18 protein-coding genes are annotated in these 21,949 nt (G+C 66.5%); 7 read left to right on the plus strand and 11 right to left on the minus strand.

The annotated features are described in order from the left end of the window. Positions 1-126: 126 nt before the first annotated feature. Both P2L57_RS33275 and P2L57_RS33280 read right to left on the minus strand, forming a co-directional pair. Positions 127-744, minus strand: a complete 618-nt coding sequence (locus P2L57_RS33275) for an RICIN domain-containing protein (protein ID WP_275820994.1) — start codon at positions 742-744, stop codon at positions 127-129. Positions 745-995: 251 nt separating this feature from the next. Further along, entirely contained in the window at positions 996-1,217 is a 222-nt protein-coding gene (locus P2L57_RS33280; RefSeq protein ID WP_308292542.1) for an integrase core domain-containing protein, read from the minus strand. A gap of 55 nt (positions 1,218-1,272) precedes the next feature. Between P2L57_RS33280 and P2L57_RS33285 the strand changes: the two genes are divergently transcribed. Continuing rightward, on the plus strand, positions 1,273-1,581 hold the full coding sequence (locus P2L57_RS33285; protein WP_372516027.1) for a transposase: 309 nt from the start codon (positions 1,273-1,275) through the stop codon (positions 1,579-1,581). Next, entirely contained in the window at positions 1,578-2,450 is an 873-nt protein-coding gene (locus P2L57_RS33290) for an IS3 family transposase (RefSeq protein WP_275820996.1), read from the plus strand. The genes P2L57_RS33285 and P2L57_RS33290 overlap by 4 nt, the downstream gene beginning before the upstream one ends. Here the strand turns inward: P2L57_RS33290 and P2L57_RS40950 are convergent. Continuing rightward, positions 2,426-2,788: an integrase core domain-containing protein gene (locus P2L57_RS40950; protein ID WP_372516028.1), complete on the minus strand. Its 363-nt coding sequence runs from the start codon at positions 2,786-2,788 to the stop codon at positions 2,426-2,428. The two genes, P2L57_RS33290 and P2L57_RS40950, sit on opposite strands and share 25 nt — an antisense overlap. Before the next feature lie 135 nt (positions 2,789-2,923). Continuing rightward, on the minus strand, positions 2,924-3,643 hold the full coding sequence (locus P2L57_RS40955) for a helix-turn-helix domain-containing protein (RefSeq protein ID WP_372516029.1): 720 nt from the start codon (positions 3,641-3,643) through the stop codon (positions 2,924-2,926). A gap of 104 nt (positions 3,644-3,747) precedes the next feature. Between P2L57_RS40955 and P2L57_RS33300 the strand changes: the two genes are divergently transcribed. After that, positions 3,748-4,062 (plus strand): hypothetical protein, encoded by a 315-nt coding sequence (locus P2L57_RS33300; RefSeq protein WP_275820998.1) that lies wholly within the window; start codon positions 3,748-3,750, stop codon positions 4,060-4,062. Positions 4,063-4,177: 115 nt separating this feature from the next. Here P2L57_RS33300 and P2L57_RS33305 read toward each other — a convergent pair whose 3' ends face one another. After that, the gene (locus P2L57_RS33305; RefSeq protein WP_275821000.1) at positions 4,178-4,693 is read right to left on the minus strand and encodes a hypothetical protein; all 516 of its coding nucleotides are present in this window, start codon (positions 4,691-4,693) and stop codon (positions 4,178-4,180) included. Positions 4,694-5,182: 489 nt separating this feature from the next. Here P2L57_RS33305 and P2L57_RS33310 point away from each other — a divergent pair, with 489 nt between their 5' ends. After that, entirely contained in the window at positions 5,183-8,104 is a 2,922-nt protein-coding gene (locus P2L57_RS33310; protein ID WP_275821002.1) for an AfsR/SARP family transcriptional regulator, read from the plus strand. Between the two features lie 763 nt (positions 8,105-8,867). Here P2L57_RS33310 and P2L57_RS33315 read toward each other — a convergent pair. After that, a complete protein-coding gene (locus P2L57_RS33315) occupies positions 8,868-9,239 on the minus strand; it encodes a hypothetical protein (RefSeq protein WP_275821004.1) in 372 nt (123 codons plus the stop codon). 469 nt (positions 9,240-9,708) lie between these two features. Then, positions 9,709-10,956, minus strand: coding sequence for a tyrosine-type recombinase/integrase (locus tag P2L57_RS33320; protein ID WP_275821006.1), 1,248 nt, complete (start codon positions 10,954-10,956; stop codon positions 9,709-9,711). Positions 10,957-11,848: 892 nt separating this feature from the next. On the opposite strand from P2L57_RS33320, the gene P2L57_RS33325 reads away from it, so the two are divergent. The 3 genes from P2L57_RS33325 (at position 11,849) to P2L57_RS33335 (ending at position 16,155) form a co-directional block, all read left to right on the plus strand. Then, positions 11,849-12,511 carry a TetR/AcrR family transcriptional regulator gene (locus P2L57_RS33325; RefSeq protein WP_275821112.1) on the plus strand — a complete coding sequence of 221 codons (663 nt, stop codon included), beginning with the start codon at positions 11,849-11,851 and terminating at the stop codon, positions 12,509-12,511. A gap of 298 nt (positions 12,512-12,809) precedes the next feature. Continuing rightward, the gene (locus tag P2L57_RS33330; protein ID WP_275821008.1) at positions 12,810-14,213 is read left to right on the plus strand and encodes an NAD(P)-binding protein; all 1,404 of its coding nucleotides are present in this window, start codon (positions 12,810-12,812) and stop codon (positions 14,211-14,213) included. 760 nt (positions 14,214-14,973) lie between these two features. Beyond that, positions 14,974-16,155, plus strand: a complete 1,182-nt coding sequence (locus P2L57_RS33335; RefSeq protein ID WP_425574876.1) for an epoxide hydrolase family protein — start codon at positions 14,974-14,976, stop codon at positions 16,153-16,155. Between the two features lie 406 nt (positions 16,156-16,561). On the opposite strand, the gene P2L57_RS33340 is transcribed toward P2L57_RS33335, so the two are convergent. From P2L57_RS33340 to P2L57_RS33355, 4 genes are all read right to left on the minus strand, one after another. After that, entirely contained in the window at positions 16,562-17,371 is an 810-nt protein-coding gene (locus P2L57_RS33340) for an APC family permease (protein ID WP_275821012.1), read from the minus strand. 9 nt (positions 17,372-17,380) lie between these two features. Further along, complete coding sequence (locus P2L57_RS33345; RefSeq protein ID WP_275821015.1) at positions 17,381-18,466, minus strand: integrase core domain-containing protein; 1,086 nt, start codon at positions 18,464-18,466, stop codon at positions 17,381-17,383. A gap of 1,295 nt (positions 18,467-19,761) precedes the next feature. Further along, positions 19,762-20,940 (minus strand): Vps62-related protein, encoded by a 1,179-nt coding sequence (locus P2L57_RS33350; protein WP_275821017.1) that lies wholly within the window; start codon positions 20,938-20,940, stop codon positions 19,762-19,764. Positions 20,941-21,357: 417 nt separating this feature from the next. Beyond that, positions 21,358-21,909 (minus strand): integrase core domain-containing protein, encoded by a 552-nt coding sequence (locus tag P2L57_RS33355; protein WP_275821019.1) that lies wholly within the window; start codon positions 21,907-21,909, stop codon positions 21,358-21,360. Positions 21,910-21,949: the final 40 nt, after the last annotated feature.

The raw sequence follows: 21,949 nt of genomic DNA on the forward strand, positions 1-21,949 counted from the left end.
ACACAGCGGCCGTTCTCTTGTACTTCGTGACTCGACATCTCGAAGCGTGGAGAACGGCCGCCTCCGCTGTCCCGGAAAGAACCGCAGATCAGCAGGTCGGGTGACCTGCGACGTTAAACGTCAAGCTTAGGAAACCATGCTCCAGGTCTGGTACGTGTTCGAGTGGTTGCTACACGTGTAGCTGGCCGTGTTGTTCCACGAGGGCGCGCCGAGGTCGTACAGCATGTTGTTCCAGTGGCCGGCCTGGCCTCGGTCCAGGCAGAGGATCTTCGGGCTGTCGCTGTTTTGCTGGTAGTTGGCGAACTGGTAACTATTTGGGTTCGGGTTGGTGTTGCCCACCCAGGTCAGGTTCCACTGGTCGTGCCAGTCCTGGTAGTCGCAACTACCTGTCTTCCCCACGTAATGCCAGTTGGACCAGACAGGGTCAAGCGCCATGTGCATACGATCGACCCGCAGGCATCGGCCGGTCTGCCGGTTCCTGATCTGGACTCTGTCGTAGTAGTTGCCAACGTTCCCGGCGTAAGAAGTGACGTCCCACCGCTGGTAGTTCCCGCCATTGCAGTTCAAGACATACAGGTCCCCACTGTTGTTGCTGTCCAGGCACTGACCATCGTTCTGGTCCTTGAGCTGGACGCTGTACTGGTAGGTGTTGGCCTGGGCCGTTCCCGCGGTGGCCAGCAGCCCGGCCATCGAGCCCAGGGCAAGGACCCCGGCGCCCACCGCTGACTTGAGGTTGAACTTCATCTGCACTCCTTCGGGGGTGCCCGGTGACGGTATTGATGCGTCTGTTTTGCATTCAGCTACACCACCGTCGTGGAACCGCTGCTGCATTGACCGAACGTTTCGTCGCTGTCCTGTGCGTTGTGCGGGAACGGCTGACCGCCCCGTGGAACGCTATGTCCACGGGTCCTTTGGCCGTCCTAGATTCGTCCTAGTACCAGGTCAGCCAGGGGGGCAGCGTTGTCCTGTGCCGTTCGGAAACTCGTTGTCGCTGGTCAAGCCGTGTACCTGTACTCGTTGATGGTGCCCTGAAGGACTCGGGTTCGTAGGAGTCGGTGAGTGGTCAGGTTGGCCACGGGTGTCGGCTGTTCCTGGGCGAGGGGTGGCAGCTGCCCTCGAGCGTGGTGCGGGCGATGACTGTTGTAGTGCTGGGCGTAGGCGTCGAGGACCTGCCGGGCGTGGGTCTCGTTCCAGATGAGGAGATGGTTAGGCTTGATTCAGTTTGACGGACATCCCAGATCAGGGGCCTCGGCCCCCGGAAGGATGTCTGTCATGGAGAGCATGGGGCAGAAGAAGCCGCGTCCTCGCCGCTCGTTCACTTCGGAGTTCAAGGCCGAGATCGTCGAGCTGTGCCAGCGCGGTGACCGCTCGATCGGGCAGGTCGCCAAGGACTTCGAGCTGACCGAGACCGCGGTACGCCTGTGGGTCGCGCAGGCCGAGACCGACGCAGGCCAGCGGCCGGGTCTGACCAGTGATGAGAAAAAAGAACTTGCCCGTCTGCGCAGGGAGAACCGGCGCCTGCGCGAGGACGTAGAGGTCCTCAAGCGGGCCACGGCTTTCTTCGCGAAGGAGACCCGGTGAACGTGCACCCGTTCATCGAGGCGGAGAAGCGGGGCGGCCACAGCGTCAAGCGCGCCTGTGAGCTGCTGAAGGTCTCCCGGGCCGGCTTCTATCACCGCCACAGCGGCACGCCCGGCCCCCGCGCGGTCCGCGACGCGGAACTGACCGGGAAGATCACCGAAGTCCACCAGTCCTCACGCGGCACCTATGGCGTCCCGCGTATCCACGCGGTCCTCCAGCGAGAGGGCATGGTCTGCGGCCGCAGGCGCGTCGCCCGCCTCATAAGAGCCGTCGGCCTCGTCGGCCGCTACCGCAGGCGAGGGCATCGCACCACGGTCCCCGACCCCGGTGCATGCCTGCGTCCGGACCTGGTGACACGCGACTTCGAGCCCGACCCGGCAGCAGCCGACACCCGCTGGTGCGGCGATATCACCTACATCCCCACCGAGGAAGGATGGCTCTACCTGGCCACCGTCATCGACATCGGCTCCCGCCGCGTCGTCGGCTGGGCCACCGCCGACCACCTGCGCACGGGGCTCGTCATCGACGCCTTGCAAGCGGCCTGCACGCAGCGCCGCCCAGCCGCCGAGGTGATCTTTCATTCCGACCGCGGCTGCCAGTACACCAGTCACGAATTCGCGGCTTTCGCCCACGAGTTGGGCGTCCGGCTGTCCGTCGGCCGCACCGGACAGTGCTGGGACAACGCGCTCGCCGAGTCGTTCTTCGCCACCCTCAAAAGCGAACTTCCCTGCGACCGTCCCTGGCCCAGCCGCGCTACCGCGCGCGCCGCCATCTTCGAGTGGATCGAGAGCTGGTACAACCTGCGCAGGCTGCACAGCAGCCTCGGCTACCGCAGTCCCGCCGACTACGAGACCGCCCTCGCAGCCTGACCAACACAACACCGGTGTCCGTCAAAGCGGAACAAGCTCAGGTCGAGTGCTTCGCGCCGAAGGGTGCCGATGACCCGTTCGCAGTGCGCGTTCATCCGAGGAGCCCGCGGAGCAGTCCTTACGACCTCGATGCCGTCGGCCGCGAAGACCGCGTCGAAAGACTCGGTGTACTTCGCGTCGCGGTCGCGGAGCAGGAAGCGTAGCGATTCGACCCGTAGGCCCAACTCGACGGCAAGGTTTCTCGCCTGCTGCACCGTCCAGCGCCCTGTGGGATGTGCGGTCACGCCAGCGATGTGTAGTCGGCGCGCGCCGTGTTCGAGGAACACCAGCGCGTACACCCGGCGCAGGTCGACCAGATCGATGTGGACAAAGTCGCAGGCGATGATGCCTTCGGCCTGCGCGGTCAGGAACTCGCGCCACGTCGGGCCGTTGCGGCGCGGGGCTGGATCGATGCCCGCCGCGGTGAGGATCTCTCAGACCGTTGTCGAGCTAACCGGGTGCCCGAGCCGGACGAGTTCGCCCTGGATTCGTCGGCAACCCCAGCGCGGATTCTCTTTGGCCAGCCGCAGCACGAGCGCCTTCACCGTGCTCGCGGTCGGTGGCCTGCCGGGCTTGCTGCGGCGCTCGCTGTAGTCCCACTTGTGCGCGATCAGTCTTCGGTGCCACGTGAGCAGGGTCGCGGGCGTCACCGGGAACACCTGCGCCCACCGGTGCCGAGGGATCAGCGAGGATAGCGCTGCGAACCACACTCGATCCGCCGGCTCATACCGCACCGGGCCCGAGAGTTGCCTGCGCAGCACCGCGTTCTCGTGCCGGAGTACCAACACTCCGCATCCTTGGTCATGTCCCGCCGCAGCAGCACCGCAGGGACCGACAGCAGCTTCCGGGCCACCTTGTACACCAGTGAGACGATCACCGGGGCAGGGTTCCAGCAAGCTGTCTTGGCGCGCTAGACCGACCCCGAGCAGCAACGATGAGTTTTCGAACGGCACAAGCTGGTGCAGCAGGGCTGCAAGGAAGGCCCGGTCGCTTGCCTGGAACCGCACCCGTTGTCCGCTCAACTGCCGTTCCAGCACCGTGATCTGATGACGTAGTGCCAGGATCTCCACGTCCTTTTCCCGGTCGTTCATCGAAAGCAGTCCCAGCATCGCGAACGCGTTGGTCACAATCAGGTACGCCAGTCGCAGCAGCACTGTTGATCACCATGCCGGGGTGATCGCAAGTCTCGCCAGTGTACCGACCGGGCGACACGGTCGACATCCTACGAATCATCGCTCACCGCCTCTCACCAGGGCGGATGAGGTATCGGCAAGGGCGGGGCCGCCCCGGCGTCGACCGCCTGACCCGGGTGGTGGTCCACCTCGGCAGCTTCAGCCACCAGGACGTGCTCTGGGCCTCCCGCCAGGGCGGCGTCCACCTCCTAGCCCGCCGTCAGCTGCAGCGCTGGGCGGACGGCGCCACCCTGGACGACCTGGGCCTGTCCGGCCGACGCCTCCTCGCTGGTGCTCGACGTCCAGCCGGACGAGGGGCCCGCCTCGGTACGGCTGGAGCGGGAGGACACCCCGACGCACACGTCCCGGGTAGCGGTCGCCGCGACTGCTTCCCGTCCTGACCTGCGGAGATTATGGAAATGGGCCCTCGTCTGAAGGCCCATTTAGACGAGGCCGTACTCGGTCGCGGACGCGTCGGGGACGACTGTGATGGAACTGGCGACCTGGCCGACCAGCTTAGCAGCCTTCAGACCGGTGGCTGCTGTCGCTGTACCCACTGTTGAAGTTGTGATAGTTGCCGTGGAAATCGTGGTTGGTCAGGCACTTGGGGTATACGAATGGCGGAAAATGCAACACGCCATGTGCCCAGGACAGATACACGTGCGGCATCGAGTAGAGGTAGCCGGAGCCGTCGATCGGAACCAAGTTGGAGGTCCAGAAGTCTCCGCTGATTTGCTGATAGGCGCTGCTGTAGTACTTCTTGCCAGGCTGCTTGTGATTGACGTCTTCGATCCAGATAGAGCCGGGGCCAGAGTTGGTGATGGAACTGTCGCTCCAGTGCACTTCGGCATACATCATGCGGCAGCTGGGGATGTAACCGAGGTACAACACGCCAAGCGTGTCACCCGTGGTGGCTTTCAGGGTCGTTGGGACGCTGGCCATTTCCCGGTCGGATCCGCAAGACGCAGCCTGCGCCGGCGCCGTGCCCAGCACCCCTACTCCGGTGACCAGAGTCGCGGCCGCGAGCACCATGGAGAGCTTCTTCTTGAACTTCCGCCATCCAGGCGCGCTTGCGGACGAGCTGGCGGGGGTCGCACCTACGTTGGAAGCTGTGCGGAGTTTCATCTGAATCCTTTCAGCAAAGGGTTGGAGAGGAACAGAGACCGGCGCGAATCGCACTGTTTTTTGTAGACCGCACCGTCGTGACCGGTAACCGTGCGTACGCGGGCCCGGCTTGAGGCCGGCGGTAGCGAGACCCCTGGATCCACGCAGTAACGCAGCGGTCACTCCCGCTCGCTTGGCATGCTCATCACTTGGATCTGGCCACCTCCCCTGGTCGCCTCAAGCGCGGAATCCGAAGGCACGCTCCGCAGGCGTTGCCCGCCCACTGGTCTTCGGTGAGCTCCGCTACGGCGACGCTATGGACACGGGTCCGTCGGCCGTCCTAGATTCGTCCTAATGCGAGGTCGGCCGAGGGATCGGCGCTGATCGTCAAGTGCCGGGGGGTACATGAGATTCGGCGTGCTGGGGCCGTTACACGCCCAGATCACCGGGCGCGAGGTCCGGCTCGACGGACCACGGCAGGCCAAGATGCTGGCTGCGCTCCTGGTCGAGGCCAACAACCTCGTCGCCATGGAACGGCTGGTAGCCGTGATGTGGGACGGGAAAGCACCCACCACCGCGGTCCGTCAGGTCCAGGACGCTCTGTGCGGGCTGCGCCGCAACCTCGCCGCGTGCGGAGCACCCGGCTCCTTGATCAGCACGCGGCGCGGCGGCTACCAGATCCACCTGACCGTCAATCAGCTCGACCTACTGGAGTTCGACCGCGAGCGGCACCTCGCCGAACGGCACAAGGCCCCGTTCGAGACAGCTGTCGCGCTGCGGCGCGCGCTGACCTGCTGGCGCGGTAACGCCCTGGTCGACATCTCCAGCCGGGTCCTGGAGCTCGATGCGGCACGGCTGAACGAGAGGCGCGCGGCCACCCACAAACTGTGCCTGAGCATCGAACTCGACCTGGGGCGTCATCGTGAGGTCATCGAGGAGCTGACCGCCCTGCTACGCGAGCACCCCTACGACGAGCAAGTCGCAGAACACTTGATGGTCGCCCTCTACCGGTGCCGGCGACAAGGCGAGGCGCTGCAGGTGTACGAGCGACTGCGCCGGACACTGGCAGGCGAACTCGGCGTCGACCCCACCCCGCCGATCCAGGCGCTGCATCTGCGCATCCTGGCCGCCGATCCCGCCCTGGCGGTCCCTGTCCCGGCGAGCGATCCCTCGGACACACGACCGGAAAGCCCTGGCCCAGCGGCCACCGAACCGGTTATGGCGATGCCGGTGCGCCAACTGCCGCTCGATGTACCCGACTTCGTGGGTCGAGCCGACGCGCTGGCCGAGGTCGCCCGATTGCTCGACGGGTCGGCGCCGAACCGGGCCCCGGTGGCCGTCGTCGTGGGCGGTCCCGGTGTCGGCAAGTCCTGTCTGGTGACGCACGCCGCGCGGCTGGCGAGCGCCACCTTCCCCGACGGCCAGCTCTACCTCAACCTCGCCGCGACATCGCACGAGCCGCGGGACCCGGCGCTGATGCTGGCCGAGGCGCTGCGGGCACTTTCGATCGCCGGCAGCGCGATTCCGAACGGCCTGTCTGAACGGGCCGCGCTCTACCGTTCGTTGCTGGTGGACCGCCGGATGCTGGTGGTGCTGGACGATGCCGGTCACGCCGATCAAGTGCTGCCGTTGCTGCCCGGGGCCGACGGCTGTGCCGTGTTGATCACCAGCCGCAATCTGCTGACGCAACTTCCCGGCGCCCGGCACATCGACCTGGACGTGCTGAGCCCGGCAGAGGCGCGGGAGTTGTTCACCGGCATTGTCGGGCGGCGGCGGGTCGAGCGGGAACCGGCGCAGGCCGACGCGATCCTCGACTGCTGCGGCAACTTGCCGCTGGCGATCCGTATCGCCGGCGCCAAGCTCACCGGCCGGCCGGCTTGGTCGCTGCGGGTGCTGCGGGAACGGATCGAGGATGAGTCCCGGCGGCTGGCCGAGCTGAGGATCGGGGACCTCAGCGTACGAGCCAGCGTCGAACTGAGCCTACGGCTGCTGCCGGCCGACGCGGTGCGCGCACTGAGCCTGCTGGGTCTGCTCGGCGCCTATACCCTGCCCGGCTGGGTGGTCGGCCCGCTACTGGACCGCTCGGACGCCGAGGAGGTGCTGGACACCCTCGTCGACGCCAGCCTGGTGCGGCTCACCGCCACCGACGCCATCGGCCAGCCGCGCTACCGGCTGCACGACCTGATCAGGACCTGTGCAGTGGAGATCGCCGCCCAGCTGCCGGCGGCGGACAAGCGGAACGCGATCATCCGGGTGCTGTCCGCCTGGCTCGATCTGGCCGGGCGCGGCACTGATCGGCTGCCGGCCGGGTTGCTGGTCGGCGAGCCCGGTTCGGCGCCGCGCCTGTCGCTGCCCGATGCGGTCGTGGACCGGCTGATGGCCGACCCGGTCGGCTGGTTCGACGCGGAACGCGACACCCTGCTCGGCGCGGTGAAACTGGCTGTGGACTGGGGATTGGACGAGTTGGCCTGGGAGCTGGCGGCCAGCCCGGTGACCTATTACGACCACCGGTGTCTGTATCAGGACTGGGAGCACGGGCACCGGCTCGCGTTGGACACGGCCGAGGCCGCTGGCAACGTGCGCGGCGCATCGGTGCTGCTGCGAGGTCTTGGCCAACTGCACATTTACCGAGACGAGTTCGACGGGGCGACCCGTGCCCTGGAGTCCTCTGTCGCGCTGTGCCAGGACGGCGAGGACAAGCGCGGCGAGGCGTTGTCGGTGGCGATGCTGGGCACGGTCAGCCGGGTGCAGGGCCGTGACGACGAAGCCGTCGAGCGTGTCGAGCAGGCGCTGGCCATCGCGGTCGGTGAGAGCGACCGGCACCTCGAAGCGTACCTGTCCTGTTCGATGGCAGTGATGCGGCTCATGCAGGGCGAACTCGACGAGGCGCAGTCCTACTTCGGCGAGGCCTTGCGCCAGGCCAAGGCGCTCGACGACGGGCATCGGGTGGCGGTCGTGCTGCGGCGGTTCAGCCGGCTGCACGACCGGCGCGGTGATCCGGGCGAGGCGCTGCGCTGCCTATGGCAGGCGTTGGCCACCTTCGAGAAACTCGCCGACGAGCGGTGCGCCGCGTACACGCTGCTGGAAGTCGGCCGCGTGTACGCCGGTCAGCACGACCGGGACCGGGCGAGCCCGGCGTTGCAGCGCGCGGCGGACCTGTTCCACCGGCACGGCGACCGTCAGGACGAGGCCGCGTGCTGGCAACTGATCGGCGACCTGGACGACGTCGCCGGCGTCCACGACCTGGCGCGCCAGCACCACGGGCGGGCGCTGCGGCTGTGGCAGACGATCGACGACATGAACCAGACGAAGGCTCCAGCGCGACCATCATCGCCGTGACCTAGCTGACGCTGTGCGTGCCGAGACAACGTCGCCCAAGAACTCGACCTGGCCCTTCGCCGGGCAGCTCTGCGCCTGCCGGAAACCTCATCCACGCAGGTCAAGCAGCGTGTTGATACTCGTGGATGACTCCCGTAGCGCTTCAAAATGGCTTCACCGGTTGTGAACTGGGGTTTCGTTGGTGGTCAGCTTGCTCGGTGGTGTTCGTTGATGAGGCCTGTGGCAGGCAGCCTGTCGTCGTTCGATCCGAGCTGTCGGTGGCGGTACGACGTTCGGGGCATCGAAGGGCGCGAGCTGGGTTCGGCATTGGTGGAGCCGGTGGCTGTTGAAGAGACGGGTGTAGCTGCTCGTACGGGAGGGTCCAGTCGACGCTGAGATGTGGTCCAAGGCCCAGCGGCTGGCGAGTGCGGCGCGTGATGCTTTCTACGAGGGCGCGCGACGTGACCTCGGCATCGCGGGAGATCCGCCGCCCTCGGGGGACTGGCCACGGCAGTGGCGGACCGAGCTCTCTGGGTGAGTGCCCAGCGCCCCCTGCCAGCTTCCACGGTGCTCGTCTACAGGTGCCACGCAAGCGTCAGTTCAGCCCCTTCCTCGCAGTGGTGCGAAATCAGCCATACCAGGAGCGAGATCGAGCCAACCCCCCCTGGGGCAAGCCGACTTGCCAGACCCCTCTCCTAGCGTCAGTGCCGCATGCCTCTGGCGATTGGTCTTCCGCGCGGTCGTTGACAGCGGGGCCACGTCGCGCGCGTGGTGGATGCGGCGGTTACCGGTCGGCGTACCGGTGCTGCTCTTCCTTGAGGGCTCTCAGGAATCTCTTGTTGCCCGCTCGTCCGGTGAGTACGCACGCCGTTCCGGCGAGGAGGTAGGCACCGCCGACCTTGACCGCGACGGAGTAGCGGCGTCCCTCGCCCAGCGTGACGAAGGCGACGCTGCCCATCGTGTACCAGGCCTTCCGGGCGCTGACCGCCGTGACAGGTGCCCTGTCGATTACCTGGCCGTGGCTGCTGTAGAGCACCAACTCGCCCTCGACGATGTGGACTTTGCCATTCTGTGTGAGGGGCTTCATGCCGCCGAGTCCCGCGCCTATCTGCACGTGCGTTCCCTCGAAGGCGGGCTTTCCCTGGTGTGGTGGCATGGGCCTGACACCCTTCCGTGTCCGGAGGCGGTCGAATCGCGGATCACCATAAAGGTGACTGGCAAGTAGCGGATCCCCTCGTTCCGGAACTGTCCTGGCGCGAGCAAGGGCCGCGTGTCTTCTGGGATCGGCCGAGTTGACCACGGCAAAGCTGCGGGTGCCGAACAATGTATTCGCGCAGGTCAGGCGGTCATGCGCGTGTGTGGGGGAGGGGCATGAAAGCTGGTCGTGGCGAAGGCGTGGGGCGGCGATGCGTGAGCGCTTGACGGCTGATCTGTTCGGCCTGGTATGGCTTTTGAGGGGGGTTCAGGGCATGGAGTCGGTCCCATCACGCGGTGCAGCTTCCCCTGAGGGTGGAGTAGAGCGATGTACGGGCTTCGGTATCGGAATGCGGCTGCGTATAGGCACGGGAAAGGTAGCTACACAGCGAATTTGAATAGCTGCGCAGAGTAGTCAACGCGACTGGGGGTCAAGGGGTCGCAGGTTCAAATCCTGTCGTCCCGACTTGCGAAGCCGCAGGTCGAAGGCCGTTTCCTCGAATTTGAGGAGGCGGCCTTTTGGTCGTCCCATGGAGGTGTGGTCGCAATGTGGTCGCGTCCTCGCCTGGAGGCTCGAGGGCGTGTGGTGAACTGGCGGGCGGTGCGGGGGAATAGCCGGGCTTGAGCATCTGGGGGAGCCAGGTCAGGTGGTCGGGTCGTGGTCGCAGCCAGTTGGGCCAGTGCAGGCGGCTGCGGTCTGGGTCCGCTTGGGTCAGGGTTTGCTCGATCGCGTTGACGGCGTCGTGGGCAGCTTGGGTCGTCAGGTGGCTGTAGATGTTGGCGGTCGTGGACAAGGTGGAGTGCCTGAGAGTCTTCGATACGACCGTGAGGGGGACGCCGGCGTTGATGGTCAGGGTGGCGGCGAGGTGGCGAAGGTCGTGGAGGCCGATGCGGGGCACGCCGGCTTCCTGCGAGACGCGGCGGAAGCGGTGGAGGACGTGTTCGGGGCGCAGGGGGCGTCCGTCGGGGTGGCAGAAGACCAGGTCTGCGTAGGGATCGTCTGGGCTGGCGGGTGAGGTGGGGGCGCTTGCGGCGCGGTGTTTGAGGGCTGTGGCGACGCGTGGGGAGATGGCGACCCAGTTCTTGCTGCTGGATGTCTTCGGCGGGGTGAGGACCAGGTGGTTGTTGTCGATGGCGGAGAGGGTGTAGCGGACGTAGAGGACCTTGTCTTGGAAGTGGACGTCCCTCCAGTGGAGTGCGAGTGCTTCGCCTCTGCGCATGCCGGTGCCGATGAGGAGTTCGCATAGGTCGGCGATGACCGGGTCGCGATGGTGGCAGTGGCGCAGGAAGCGTGCTGCTTCCTGTGGTGTCCAGATGCGCCGTTCCGGGGTTTGTGGCCTGGGGAGGACGGCTGGTCGTGCCGGGTTGTGGGGCAGGCGGTGCTGCCGGACGGCGTCGCCGAGCGCGCTGGAGAGGGTGGCCAGGCAGCGGTGCACGGTGACTTTGCCGCGTCCTTGGGCGAGTTGGGTGTGGACGAAGCCGGCGATGTGGCGGTGGCTGAGTTCGTCGAGCTTGAGGCTGCCAAGCGCGGGGATGAGGTCTTTGGTGACGTAGTCGCGGTAACGCACCAGCGTGGTGGGTTTGATGACGAGTGCTTTTGTCTTCAGCCAGCTGCTGAGGTAATCGGCGACACTTTGGTTGGGGTCGGCGTTGAAACCGCCCGCCTCGCCCTCGAGCAACCGGTGAAGTGACGCTCGGGCGGCGTGGCGGGTGGGGAAGCCGCCGCGACGGACCGTAGTTCGTTCCCCAGCGGGGGAGGGCAGGTCGACGGCGAAGGTCCAGGTGCCGTGATCGGGGGCGGAAGCGATTTTGGGGCAGCGGGTGCCGAGTTGATGGTGTTGGGCGTCGCGGCAGCCGCAGCGGCGGTAGACGCGTCCGCGGTCGGCGTAGGAGCGCACGATGATCGCCTCCAAGTAGAGCCAAGGATGCCAACACGCTCAGTGTCAGCCTGGAGCCCACCACGCGACCACCTGCAGTGCCATACCTGCTCTGACCTGTGGCGATCCCTTGTCGGGGCGACAAGTGCGATGCGGCCTCGCCATGGACAGGGGGTGCGTGATGAGCCCGCCCCTGGTGAATGGCTAGGGTTGTCCGAGGCGCCGCGGTCCGTCGGCGTGAAGCGGGGACGAGCTCCGCCGAGCTGCCGCTCCAGCACGGTGAGTTGGTGCCGCAGGGCCAGGATCTCCATGTCTTTGTCTCGGTCGCGCATTGGCAGCAGACGCAGCGCGGCGAAGGCGTTCGTCGAGGCAGGCCAGGTGGAGCAGCACGACCGGCCATCATGCCCGGCGACGCCTACCCGCCGTGGCAGACATCGCGATCCGCGCCCGGCATCCGGGCGATCAGCGGTTCAAACGGATCCAACCTCGCCTGGCCGGGGCGCCATGTTCGGCTTCTCCGGCGACGGGATGTTGTGCGGCGACCGGTCCTGGTTGTCGCGTGGTGCACGGCAGACGCGCTGCTCGGTCCTGCTTCTCTGAGCGGAGCGCCTGCCGGGCCGTCGTCCTGGAGGGAGAAGGCGAAGCAACTGGAGTTGTCAACTCCAGATAGTGCTACTGTGGACTCATGCACGGAATGGATTCATCCGCGTCCCGTGGCGCACGGCGCCTGAGACGCGATGCCGAGGCCAACCGGCAGCGCACACTCCAGGCTGCTCGGGAGGTGTTCGCCGAACGGGGGCTGGGGGTGAACCTTGACGACATCGCTCGCCATGCCGGTGTCGGAGTGGCGACTTCCTACCGGCTTTTCGGCAACAAGCAAGCGCTGATCAACGAGCTGTTCGAAGAGCGTGTCGATGCCTTGGTGGCGCTCGCCGATCAGGCCCTGACGATTGACGACCCGTGGGAGGGGTTCGTCAGCCTGCTGACCATGGCGTTGGAGCAGCTGGAAGCCGATCGCGGACTGCGAGAAGTGGTGTTCGCCGAGCTCGGGGGTCGTCCCCTGGTCGCGCAGGCTCGCCGCAAGTTCATGCCCGCAGCCGACGCGGTCATGCGTCGTGCCCAGGACGCTGGCCTGCTGCGTTCGGACTTGACGACGACCGACCTGCCCCTCATCTCCTACATGGTGAGCTGTGTGATCCAGCACACCCAACCGGTCTCGAGCGAGGTGTGGAGGCGCTACCTGACGATCGTCCTGGACGGCCTGCACGTCCGCCCCGGGCTGACGGACATGCCGGTGGTCGCCCTCACGACCGCCGAGGAAGAGCATGTTGCCAGCTTGAACGCCTCCCGTTCCTGAGCGTTTCCGTAAACCCCGAGGCGACCCTCGCCGGGCCTGATGCCTTGCTCTTGCCGGGCCCGGAATCTGCGCTTGGGCCTGATCGCAGCGGCGTGAGCCACCGCGTGCGGTCAAGGGCCCCTGCTGACATGCCTTTCCGCTGCGGTGTTGTGCGTTGAGTCTGACGGCTGGACATCGCGCGAGCGGAAGGTCCTCACAAGCCGTGGCTGTGCTGCGGTGTTGCACCGGTAACCGCGGGCCGCGCTGAGTACGGCCGGCTTCCAACCTTCGAAAAGCAACCACGGAAGGACGACATTCGTTGAATCCGACAGCTCTCGAGGTCGACTACCTGATCGTCGGAGCCGGGGCCATGGGCATGGCCTTCGCCGACACCCTCATCGCCGAAACCGACGCGACGGTTGCCATCGTCGACCGCTATGACCAGCCCGGCGGGCACTGGACGGTCGCCTACCCCTTCGTGCGCCTGCACCAGCCGTCGGCCTACTACGGCGTCAACTCCCGCGAGTTGGGCAGCGGCGCGGTGGACCAGGTCGGCTGGAACGCCGGAATGCAGGAGCTGGCCTCGGCCAGCGAGATCCTGGCCTACTTGGACCAGGTGATGCGCAAGACACTCCTGCCGACCGGCCGGGTCTCCTACTTCCCCAAGTCGTTCTACGACGGCCCGGATCCACAGCGGCCCGACGTCCAGCGGTTCCACTCCGTCGTCAGCGGGGCCGGCTTCGAGGTGACCGTCAAACGCCGGACCGTGGACGCCACTTACATGAACGTCACGGTGCCGGCCATGGCGCCGCCCAAGTACGAAGTCGCTCCCGACGTCCGCCTGATAACCCCCAACCAACTGCCCGCCCTGCAGGACCAGCCGCCCCACTACACCGTCGTCGGGGCGGGAAAGACGGGCATCGACGCCTGCCTGTGGCTGCTCAGTCGCGGTACCGATCCGTCCGACATCACCTGGATCATGCCCCGCGATTCCTGGCTGATCGACCGCGCCCACACCCAGCCCGGGGACTCCTACATCGAAACGGAAGCAGCCCGTCGCGAGGCCGTGGTCGGCGCTGACACGGTCCAGGAGCTGTTCGCACGGCTGGAGAGCAGCGGCCTGCTGCTGCGGCTGTCGCCCGACATCGAGCCGACCGCCTACCGCTGCGCGACGGTCGCCCGCGCCGAACTCGAGCAGCTACGCCGCATCGGCGACATCGTCCGCCACGGCAGGGTCAAGCGCATCGACGAGAACGCGATCGAACTCGACCAGGTCACCATTCCCGCGCAGAATGGAACCCTCTACATCGACTGCACCGCCGACGGCCTGGAGCGACGGCCGACGGTGCCGGTGTTCGACCAAGCGTGCATCACGTTGCAGGCGGTGGTTCCCTGCCAGCAGGTGTTCAGCGCCGCAGTCACCGCCCACGTCGAGGCGAGTTACGCCGACGACGACACCAAGAACGCGCTGTGCCCACCCTCGCAGCACCCTGACTCCGCCCTGGACTGGATACAGTTCTTCGGCGACATCCAGGAGCGGATCGCGCGATGGACCGCCGACCCCGCACTCCTCGAATGGCTCAGCACCTGCAGGCTCCTGGGCCGACGGCTCCCCGAGCTCTCCCCCGAGCAGCGGACCGCACTCCTGCCCATGCTCCAAGCCCAGAAGCTGAAGCTGGAGCAGCTTCTCGACCAGGCAAACGTAGTCGCGGCGGTGAACTGACCGGGCGTATAGGGCTGATGGATCGGCGGTCTTGCTGACGGACGGTTGTCTGTCGCGGTAGATCGTCTGGTATGCGGTATGCGGTATGCGGTATGCGGTATGCGGTATGCGGTATGCGGTATGCGGATGGGGGCGGACTGACGGCGAAGGTGCGCCAGCGTCGCGAGGTGGTGCGTCGGGAGGCCGTTGGGCGGTTCACCGAGGTACGCCGTCGGGCCTTCGCGAAAGGCAATTGGTCGCCTGCCCTGGGAATCTCATGATGCTGTCCATCCAGCTTCTGTTGTTCCTGTCCGGCCAGCTGTCGCGCCCGGTTCCGTCGATGTCCTCGGGCTGGTGGCCATCGGCTCGGGCGCACTGCTGGGTTGGCGCGTCTAGCGGCGTGTCCTCGGTGGGCACCACTGCGGCGCCCACGAACGCACGCCAATTCCGGTCGGCCCCCTGGTTCAGAGCCGACCGCCGCCTGGTAGGGACCGGCGGGGACGTGGCGCAAGCACACCGACACCACCGCCTATGCCGGGTAGTTCATCGTGATAGACCCGCCGGAGCACGTCGGTTCCCGGCGGCTGGCTCATCGCCTCGTTACCGTGCGCCGGATACGCCACCTGCACTTTCGCGTGGTGCAGCAGACCGTCGCCAGCAGTTGGGCCCAGCGCTGGCGGCTTCCTGGGCGCGCATCAGAGCCATAGGAATGCGGGAGCGAAGCCGCCCCAACTCCTTTCTACTGTGTATGCGAACTCTGGTTGTGTAAGAACGCAACGATATGCATCGCTGCTCTGTCTGCGATGTGGGAAGAGAGAGTATTGTGGTTGATTCCGACACTGTCGTGCCCTTCGTGCTCAACGTGCCCGACGAAGCGCTGGAGGACTTGCACGACCGCTTGCGTCGTGTCCGGCTGCCCGAGGCCGAGACCGTCGACGGCTGGGAACAGGGGATTCCGCGCTCCTACGTCCAGCAGTTGTGCCGGTACTGGCTCGAAGAGTACGACTGGCGTCGACTCGAAGCCGAGCTCAATGATCGCGGACAGTGGCGCACAGTGATCGACGGGCTCGGAATTCATTTCCTTCACGTCCGCTCCCCCCATTCGGATGCTCGACCCTTGCTGATCACTCATGGGTGGCCCGGTTCGGTGGTGGAGTTTCTCGACATCCTCGACGAACTGGCCGACCCGCCGGCCGGTGAGCCCGCGTTTCACGTCGTTGTGCCCTCGTTGCCGGGCTTCGGTTTCTCCGACAAGCCGGCCGGAACCGGCTGGGGGGCCGAGCGCATTGCCGATGCCTGGGCCGAGCTGATGACCCGGCTCGGCTACGAGCGCTTCCTTGCACAGGGCGGCGACTGGGGTTCGTTCATCACGACGGCGCTGGGGGTCCGTCACCCTGACCGTGTCGAGGCGTTGCATACGACGATGCCTCTTGTCCAGCCGCCCTCGGGGTTCACCGAGGACGATCTCGGTGAACTCGAGCGTGCGGACCTGGCGGCGGCCAGGGAAGTGCTGGCGGCTGAGCGCGGGTACCTGATGGTGCAGTCGACGCGCCCTCAAACGCTCGGGTACGGTCTGACGGATTCTCCGGCCGGGCAACTGGCCTGGATCATCGAGAAGTTCCAGGGCTGGACCGACTGCGGTGGGCATCCGGAGAACGCGGTGTCTCGTCAGCGGCTGCTGGATAATGTCGCGATCTATTGGTTCGGTGCGTGTGGTGCGTCCTCGGCGCGGTTGTACTGGGAGAGTCTGCCACCGCAGAACTTGTCGGTTCCGGTGACTGCCCCGTCAGCGGTGTCGATGTTTCCGAAGGAGCCGTGGCGGGCGCCCCGCGCCTGGGTCGAGGAGCGGTTCAAGAACCTACGGTACTGGAATGGCCTGGACAATGGCGGGCACTTCCCTGCCCTTGAGGTTCCGCACGTATTCGTCGCTGAGCTGCGAGCCGCCTTCGGACGTGAATCCTGACGAGACGAATTCGCTGGCCTGCCGTATACGCAGCACGAGCGCTCAGCGGAGACAAGGCGCACTGGTGAGTGATGGCGAAGGAGTCGTTTCGCCGGTGCGATTGCGAGTTGCACCAACACGAGACACTGGGAATACGTTGTCAGAGCGGGAGACACCGGGAACGAGCCGAGCAAGGGCGCATCGCGGTGGGCACGGTGGTGCGGGACGCGGACGCGTGGCGGGTGTCGCTCCAGTCATCGGCACTGATCAGGGAGCCAGGCCGAGTTGTGGGAGCTCGACAGGAGTGCGTACGACGTGGGCGGGCGGCTGAACGAGGCTCCCGTCGATGTGGGTGCGGTCACCAGTGACCGGGAAGCGTGGATCGCAGGACACCGCGGCAACGGCGGTGGCTGCGGGCACAGCCCGCTCATGCAGCCGGAAGCGGGTGGGCGGTGAGGTGACGGACGGAATCGCGGATGGCGCGGAAGTAGGCCGTCAGTCCGACGAGTGCCACGGCAATCGAGTCCCATGGCGCCGGGATGGCGCCGGAGCCTCCGAAGCTGCCGAGGCTGGAGAGCAACAGCAGCGCTACCAGGTATCCGAGCAACCAGAGACCGGTGGTCAGGTCTGCGAGGTCTCGCTCGCGGCGGATCTGCTGGTATGCGTACAGCGGTGCGGACAAGAAGAGTACGGGGAGTGCGACGCGTAGCTCGTGCCAGCCAGCCCAGTAGGAGATCAGGGTGGCGATTACGAAGGCGGCGGGCGCGAGCAGGCGGGTGCCCCGCACCCAGTTCGCCATGCGCCCAGGGTCCGCACGCCGTATCGAAGCTTCGGCTATGGTGCTGATGGAATAGGCGAACAGCCCCAGTACACCGGCGGCCGCGACGATCGACTGCCAGTTGCCGAACGGCAGCAGGAAGGCCAGGCCGATGGCGAAGTTCACCAGCAGCGCACGGCGCGGCACACCGGAGTCTCGGTGCACCTTGGCTACGGACTCGGGCAGCAGTCGGCTCTTGCCCAAGGCGTAGGCTTCCCGGCTGGTCTCGGCGGTGAAGACGAGTGCTGAGCCGGCCGGAGAGACGATCGCGTCGGCGTACAGGATCCAGGTCAGCCAGGTCAGGTTGAGCGACGTGGCGAGTTCGGCGAACGGGGAGTTGAAGTTGACGCCGTGCCAGCCGCTGCCCAGTTTCCCGGCGGGGACAGCGGCGATGAAAGCCTGTGCCGTTCGGAAACTCATCGCTGCAGCTCACGCCGCGTATCTGTACTCGTTGATCACGCCACCTAGCATGCGGGTGCGCAGGATCCGCTGAGCGGTCGGAGCGGTCATGGGTGCTGGGTGCTCCTGGGCGAGCGGAGGGAGTTGCCCGCGAGCCTGGTGTGGGCGATGACCGTTGTAGTGCCGGGCATAGGCATCGAGGACCTGCCGAGCATGGGACTCGTTCCATATCAGCAGGTGGTCGAGAACCTCGCGCCGCAGGGTGCCAATGACCCGCTCGCAGTGCGCGTTCATCCGGGGAGCCCGCGGCGCGGTTCTCACCACCTCGATGTCGTCGGCCGCGAAGACCGCGTCGAAGGACTCGGTGTACTTCGCGTCCCGGTCCCGGAGCAGGAAACGCAGCGAGTCCACCCGCACACCCAACTCGACGGCGACGTTTCTGGCCTGCTGGACCGTCCAGGGTCCGGTGGGATGCGCAGTCACTCCCGCGACGCGCAGCCGACGTGTGCCGTGCTCGAGAAAGACCAGCGCGTACACCCGTCGCAGGTCGACCAGGTCGATGTGCAGGAAGTCGCAGGCGATGACGCCCTCGGCCTGCGCTGCCAGGAACTCACGCCACGTCGGGCCGCTGCGGCGCGGGGCCGGGTCAATGCCGGCCGCCGTCAGGATCTCCCAGACCGTCGTCGAGCCGACCGAGTGCCCGAGCCGAACCAGTTCGCCCTGGATCCGTCGGCAGCCCCAACGCGGATTCTCGTGGGCCAGCCGCACCACCAGCGCCTTTACCGCACCCGCTGTCGACGGTCTCCCGGGCCCGGCCCGGCGCTTGCTGTAGTCCCACCTCATGGCGATCAACCTGCGATGCCACGCGAGCACCGTCCCAGGCGTCACCGGGAACACCTGCGCCCACCGGCGCCGAGGAATCAGGGAGGACAGCGCCGCGAACCACAGCCGATCCGCCGGCTCGTACCGCACTGGTCCCGACAGCTGTCTACGCAGCACTGCGTTCTCGTGCCGCAGAACAAGCAGTTCCGCGTCCTTGGCCGCATCCCGCCGCAGCCGCAACGCCGGGACCGCGAGCAGCTTCCGAGCCAGCTGGTACACCAGAGAAACGATCACCCGGACAGGCTTTCAGCACGCTGTCGGGGCGCGCCAGACCCACTACGAGCAGCAGCGATGAGTTTCCGAACGGCACAGGAGCGAACGGGGAGCCCTCTGGGAGCCCTCTTGCTCCCACCTCCAACTGGTGTCAATCGGGACCGATTTGTCCGTCGCCCGATCGGGTCGATGTGGGGCGCGGTACGGGGACGTTCCGCGCCGTCGTCAACCGTTGGGTGGCGAGGTCACCCGCGATGATGTTGATGTATCGGCCATCGAGAGGCCTAAATGCACCTTGGCGGGTTTTGGTCGACCTTTGGCCAAGGGAGCGGGGTGCGATGCTCCCCATGGGACGAGGGTGGCGGGGCGGCTCCAGTCGTCGTAACTCGCTAATTCTGCAGGTCAGCCCTCCTTGCCTGTCTTCGCTAAGGCGCTCGCCGTCCCGTAAAGCCGAGGCAATGCCCCTTGGCACCGCCCCGCAGACGGGGCACTCCCAGAACGGGAACGCGGTAGGCCGCCGCTGCGCGCGGTACGGAGCCCTTCGCGTCGCCATGGGACGCTCAATTGGACACGTCTCTTGGCATGGCCGTAAGTGGCGTGGAACCCCTGTCCGCCACAGGGGCGCTCTGTGCTCACTTCTCGAGGCGTCCGTCGTCGATGGCCATACTCGGTTCGACATGCCTGGGAGCACTCCCCGTGGTCCTGACGGTCCGTGGGAGGGAGGTGGTCACCGTGCCCCGAACGTGTCTGGCATGCCACTGGCGTGGGCATCGTGGCTGTCGATGAGAGGTGATGGAGCATCAAGCACCCGCTGACGGAGGACCCCGATCGTAGCTGGCCGCAGGTTCGAGTTCTCGGTGGGGCGTAATGCAGATGGGAACGTGCATGGCCTGCGGTTTTCGGGCGTGTGGGTCACGATCGAAGCGGCCTACGTTCTGTCATGTGAGGGAGGCCGAAGGTGCGAGTCGTCGTCCCGTCGGCCAGCGGAGCACCGAGATGGTCATGCGGCCGACGACCCCCGCTTTACAAGATCTTTCCGAGGGGCGATACGTCTCAGCGATCGATCCCCAACGCGCGCCGCGCGATCCGCAGAGAGCGGTCGACGTTTCCTGATGTGCGTCGGCGTTGCTGTCAGGTTTCGCTGTCAGGCCGGCCTCAGCCGTTTCGACGGCCCGTGAGCGGGGCGGCCAGGGTGTGCGGGTGAGCGATAACCGCACGGCCGAGAAGCCGGTCACGCGCCGAGCCGGAAGCGATGATGGCCCGCGTCGGCCCTTGCCCGCGTTGGGCAGCGGCGGTCGGCGCGGGCACTGGAAACGCTAGGGCTTTTCGGGCATCTCCTGCTTGGCCAGCTCCAGCTTCTTCGTCAGCTCCTCGGCGTCGAAGCCGGGGATGCCGCCGCCTTTCTCCCCGTCGAGGTCGGGTGCCTGCTGGAACTCCGGCTCGGCCGGTGCGGCGGCCTCGATGTGCTGGCCGACGGCGTTGGGCGGGAAGTTGGCGATGGCGTAGGACGGGAACTGGAATGACAGGCCCTCGGCCACCGCGCTGCCGTCGGCCCGGTACAACTGGAGTTCGTGGGACTTGACCCACAGGACCCCCGAAGCCTGCGGCGGGGTGACCATCTCCTGCGTCCTGGTGCTCTCGGTGAACTCGGTGAGCGAGGTGCGCTTCTCGTAGCCGGTCTCACGGGTGATGTTGACGTCCGCACCCACCGAGAGGCCCTTGAACGCGATGCCGGCCGAGGCGGAGACGACGATGCGGGTCAGCGTCGTCCACGCCTCGCTCTCACTCTGGACGACGCCGGTGACCACCTGTTCCGAGGCGCGCGCGTCCTGAGTGCCGTGCTGGTTGTTCGTGAAGATCGCCCGGTTGTAGCCGACGCGGCGGTGCAGCCGGTAGAACGGGCTGTTGAGGACCTTCCATTGCAGGTCGCGCCCCTCGTCGTTGACGCCCGTGAACGGAACGCGCACGATCCGGTCGGTGACCGGCTGCGGGCTGGACGGCTCCTGATGGGAGGTCAGAGGCGGTACCGGCGGCTCTGGCCGCTTCTCGACGTCGGACGGCACGTCCAGGATCCAGGTCGTGTCCGTCGGTGCCGGAGTGCTGTAGTGCGTGACGGTGGTGACCGTGTTGGGGGCGAGGAGCAGCCGCTCGGAGGGGTCCTCCGAGATCGGGGGGACATCGACCCGCCACACGGCCACATCCCCGGCATTGCCGCCGGTCCCCTGGTCGCTCCAGACCCGCTCCCTCAGCTCCGCCCGGCGCACGTAGGTGTGTCCCCCGACGGCGGTCTGCTTCACGCACCAGATCGCGTTCAGCGGCGGTTTGACGTCCCAGCCCGACATCCATACGTCCCCTAGAGCTACGTACCCCTGCGGCGGGATCGGCCGCCACACCGACCCGTAGAGGTGCGCTCCGGTATTGCTGTCGTGCCACAACCGCCGGTAGTCCACCGGAGAGGCCACCACCCCCGACTGCCCGGAGACCGGAGCAATCATCAACTGCGCCACCCGCCCGAAGCGCCTGAAGTCGACGTCGTCACCCGCGTCTTGAGCCGACCCGTAATGGCGTGCGTAGGACCCCAGCGGCCTAAAATTGGGATCACCTGCTGCTGAGGACAGCCAGACACTGACCTCACCGTTCGGCCGCGGCTTCGGCGGCTTCCCGCCCCAATTCGGGACCTGGTAAGAGGACCAGAAGAAACCATTCCGGTAGTCGTGATCAATTGTGTAGCAAAGGTCGAGTTCTCCGAACCTTTCGTACCAGGACATCTGGCGCCCCTTCGGTCGACTAACTCCCCGCATGACAAGCAAGAGGAATCACAGTTACACCCCGTTGTCGACAAGACACAGATCGAAACCAGTCACTACTCCTCCAGGCGGCCGAAGCCTGTGGGGGCCGGAAACCGTGTCACCCTACGCGACCTGCGAATACTCGTGGATGAGGCCGCCGAGTCGGTCGCGTCGGGCGATGTTGTTCTTGCTGCTGGCAGTGGGTGGTTCAAGTTCGGTGACTTGGTCCGGTGCCCGCTGACGGAGGGATCGGTGTGGTCGATGGGTGTTGTGGTGGTCCGCGTACTCGTCGACGACGCGTCGGAGGTGGCGCGCTCCGGTGATCAGGATGCGGTCGGTCGCTTCGCGTCGGCATGATCCGATCCAGCGTTCTGCGATCGCGTTCATCCGCGGAACGGCTGGCAGTGCGGGAACCACCCGGACGCCGATCGCTTGGAAGATGGCGTCGAAGCTGTCGGTGAAGTACGGTTCGCGGTCCCGGATGAGAAATGTGATCGACTCGGCGCGGTCCCCGAGGTGCATGAGGTAGTTGCGAGCCTGCTGCGTGCCCCACGGGCCCGTGGGATGCCGGGTGACGCCGGCGATGTGCACGCGGCGGGTTCCGTGCTCGATAAAGAACAGCACGAACCAGCGTCGCAGGAAGACCGTGTCTACGTGGAACATGTCGGTGGCCACGATCGAGGAAGCCTGTGCCTTGAGAAATGCAGCCCAGGAG

This window comes from Streptantibioticus ferralitis (genome assembly GCF_029223525.1).
In the GTDB taxonomy this organism is placed as follows: domain Bacteria; phylum Actinomycetota; class Actinomycetes; order Streptomycetales; family Streptomycetaceae; genus Streptantibioticus_A; species Streptantibioticus_A ferralitis.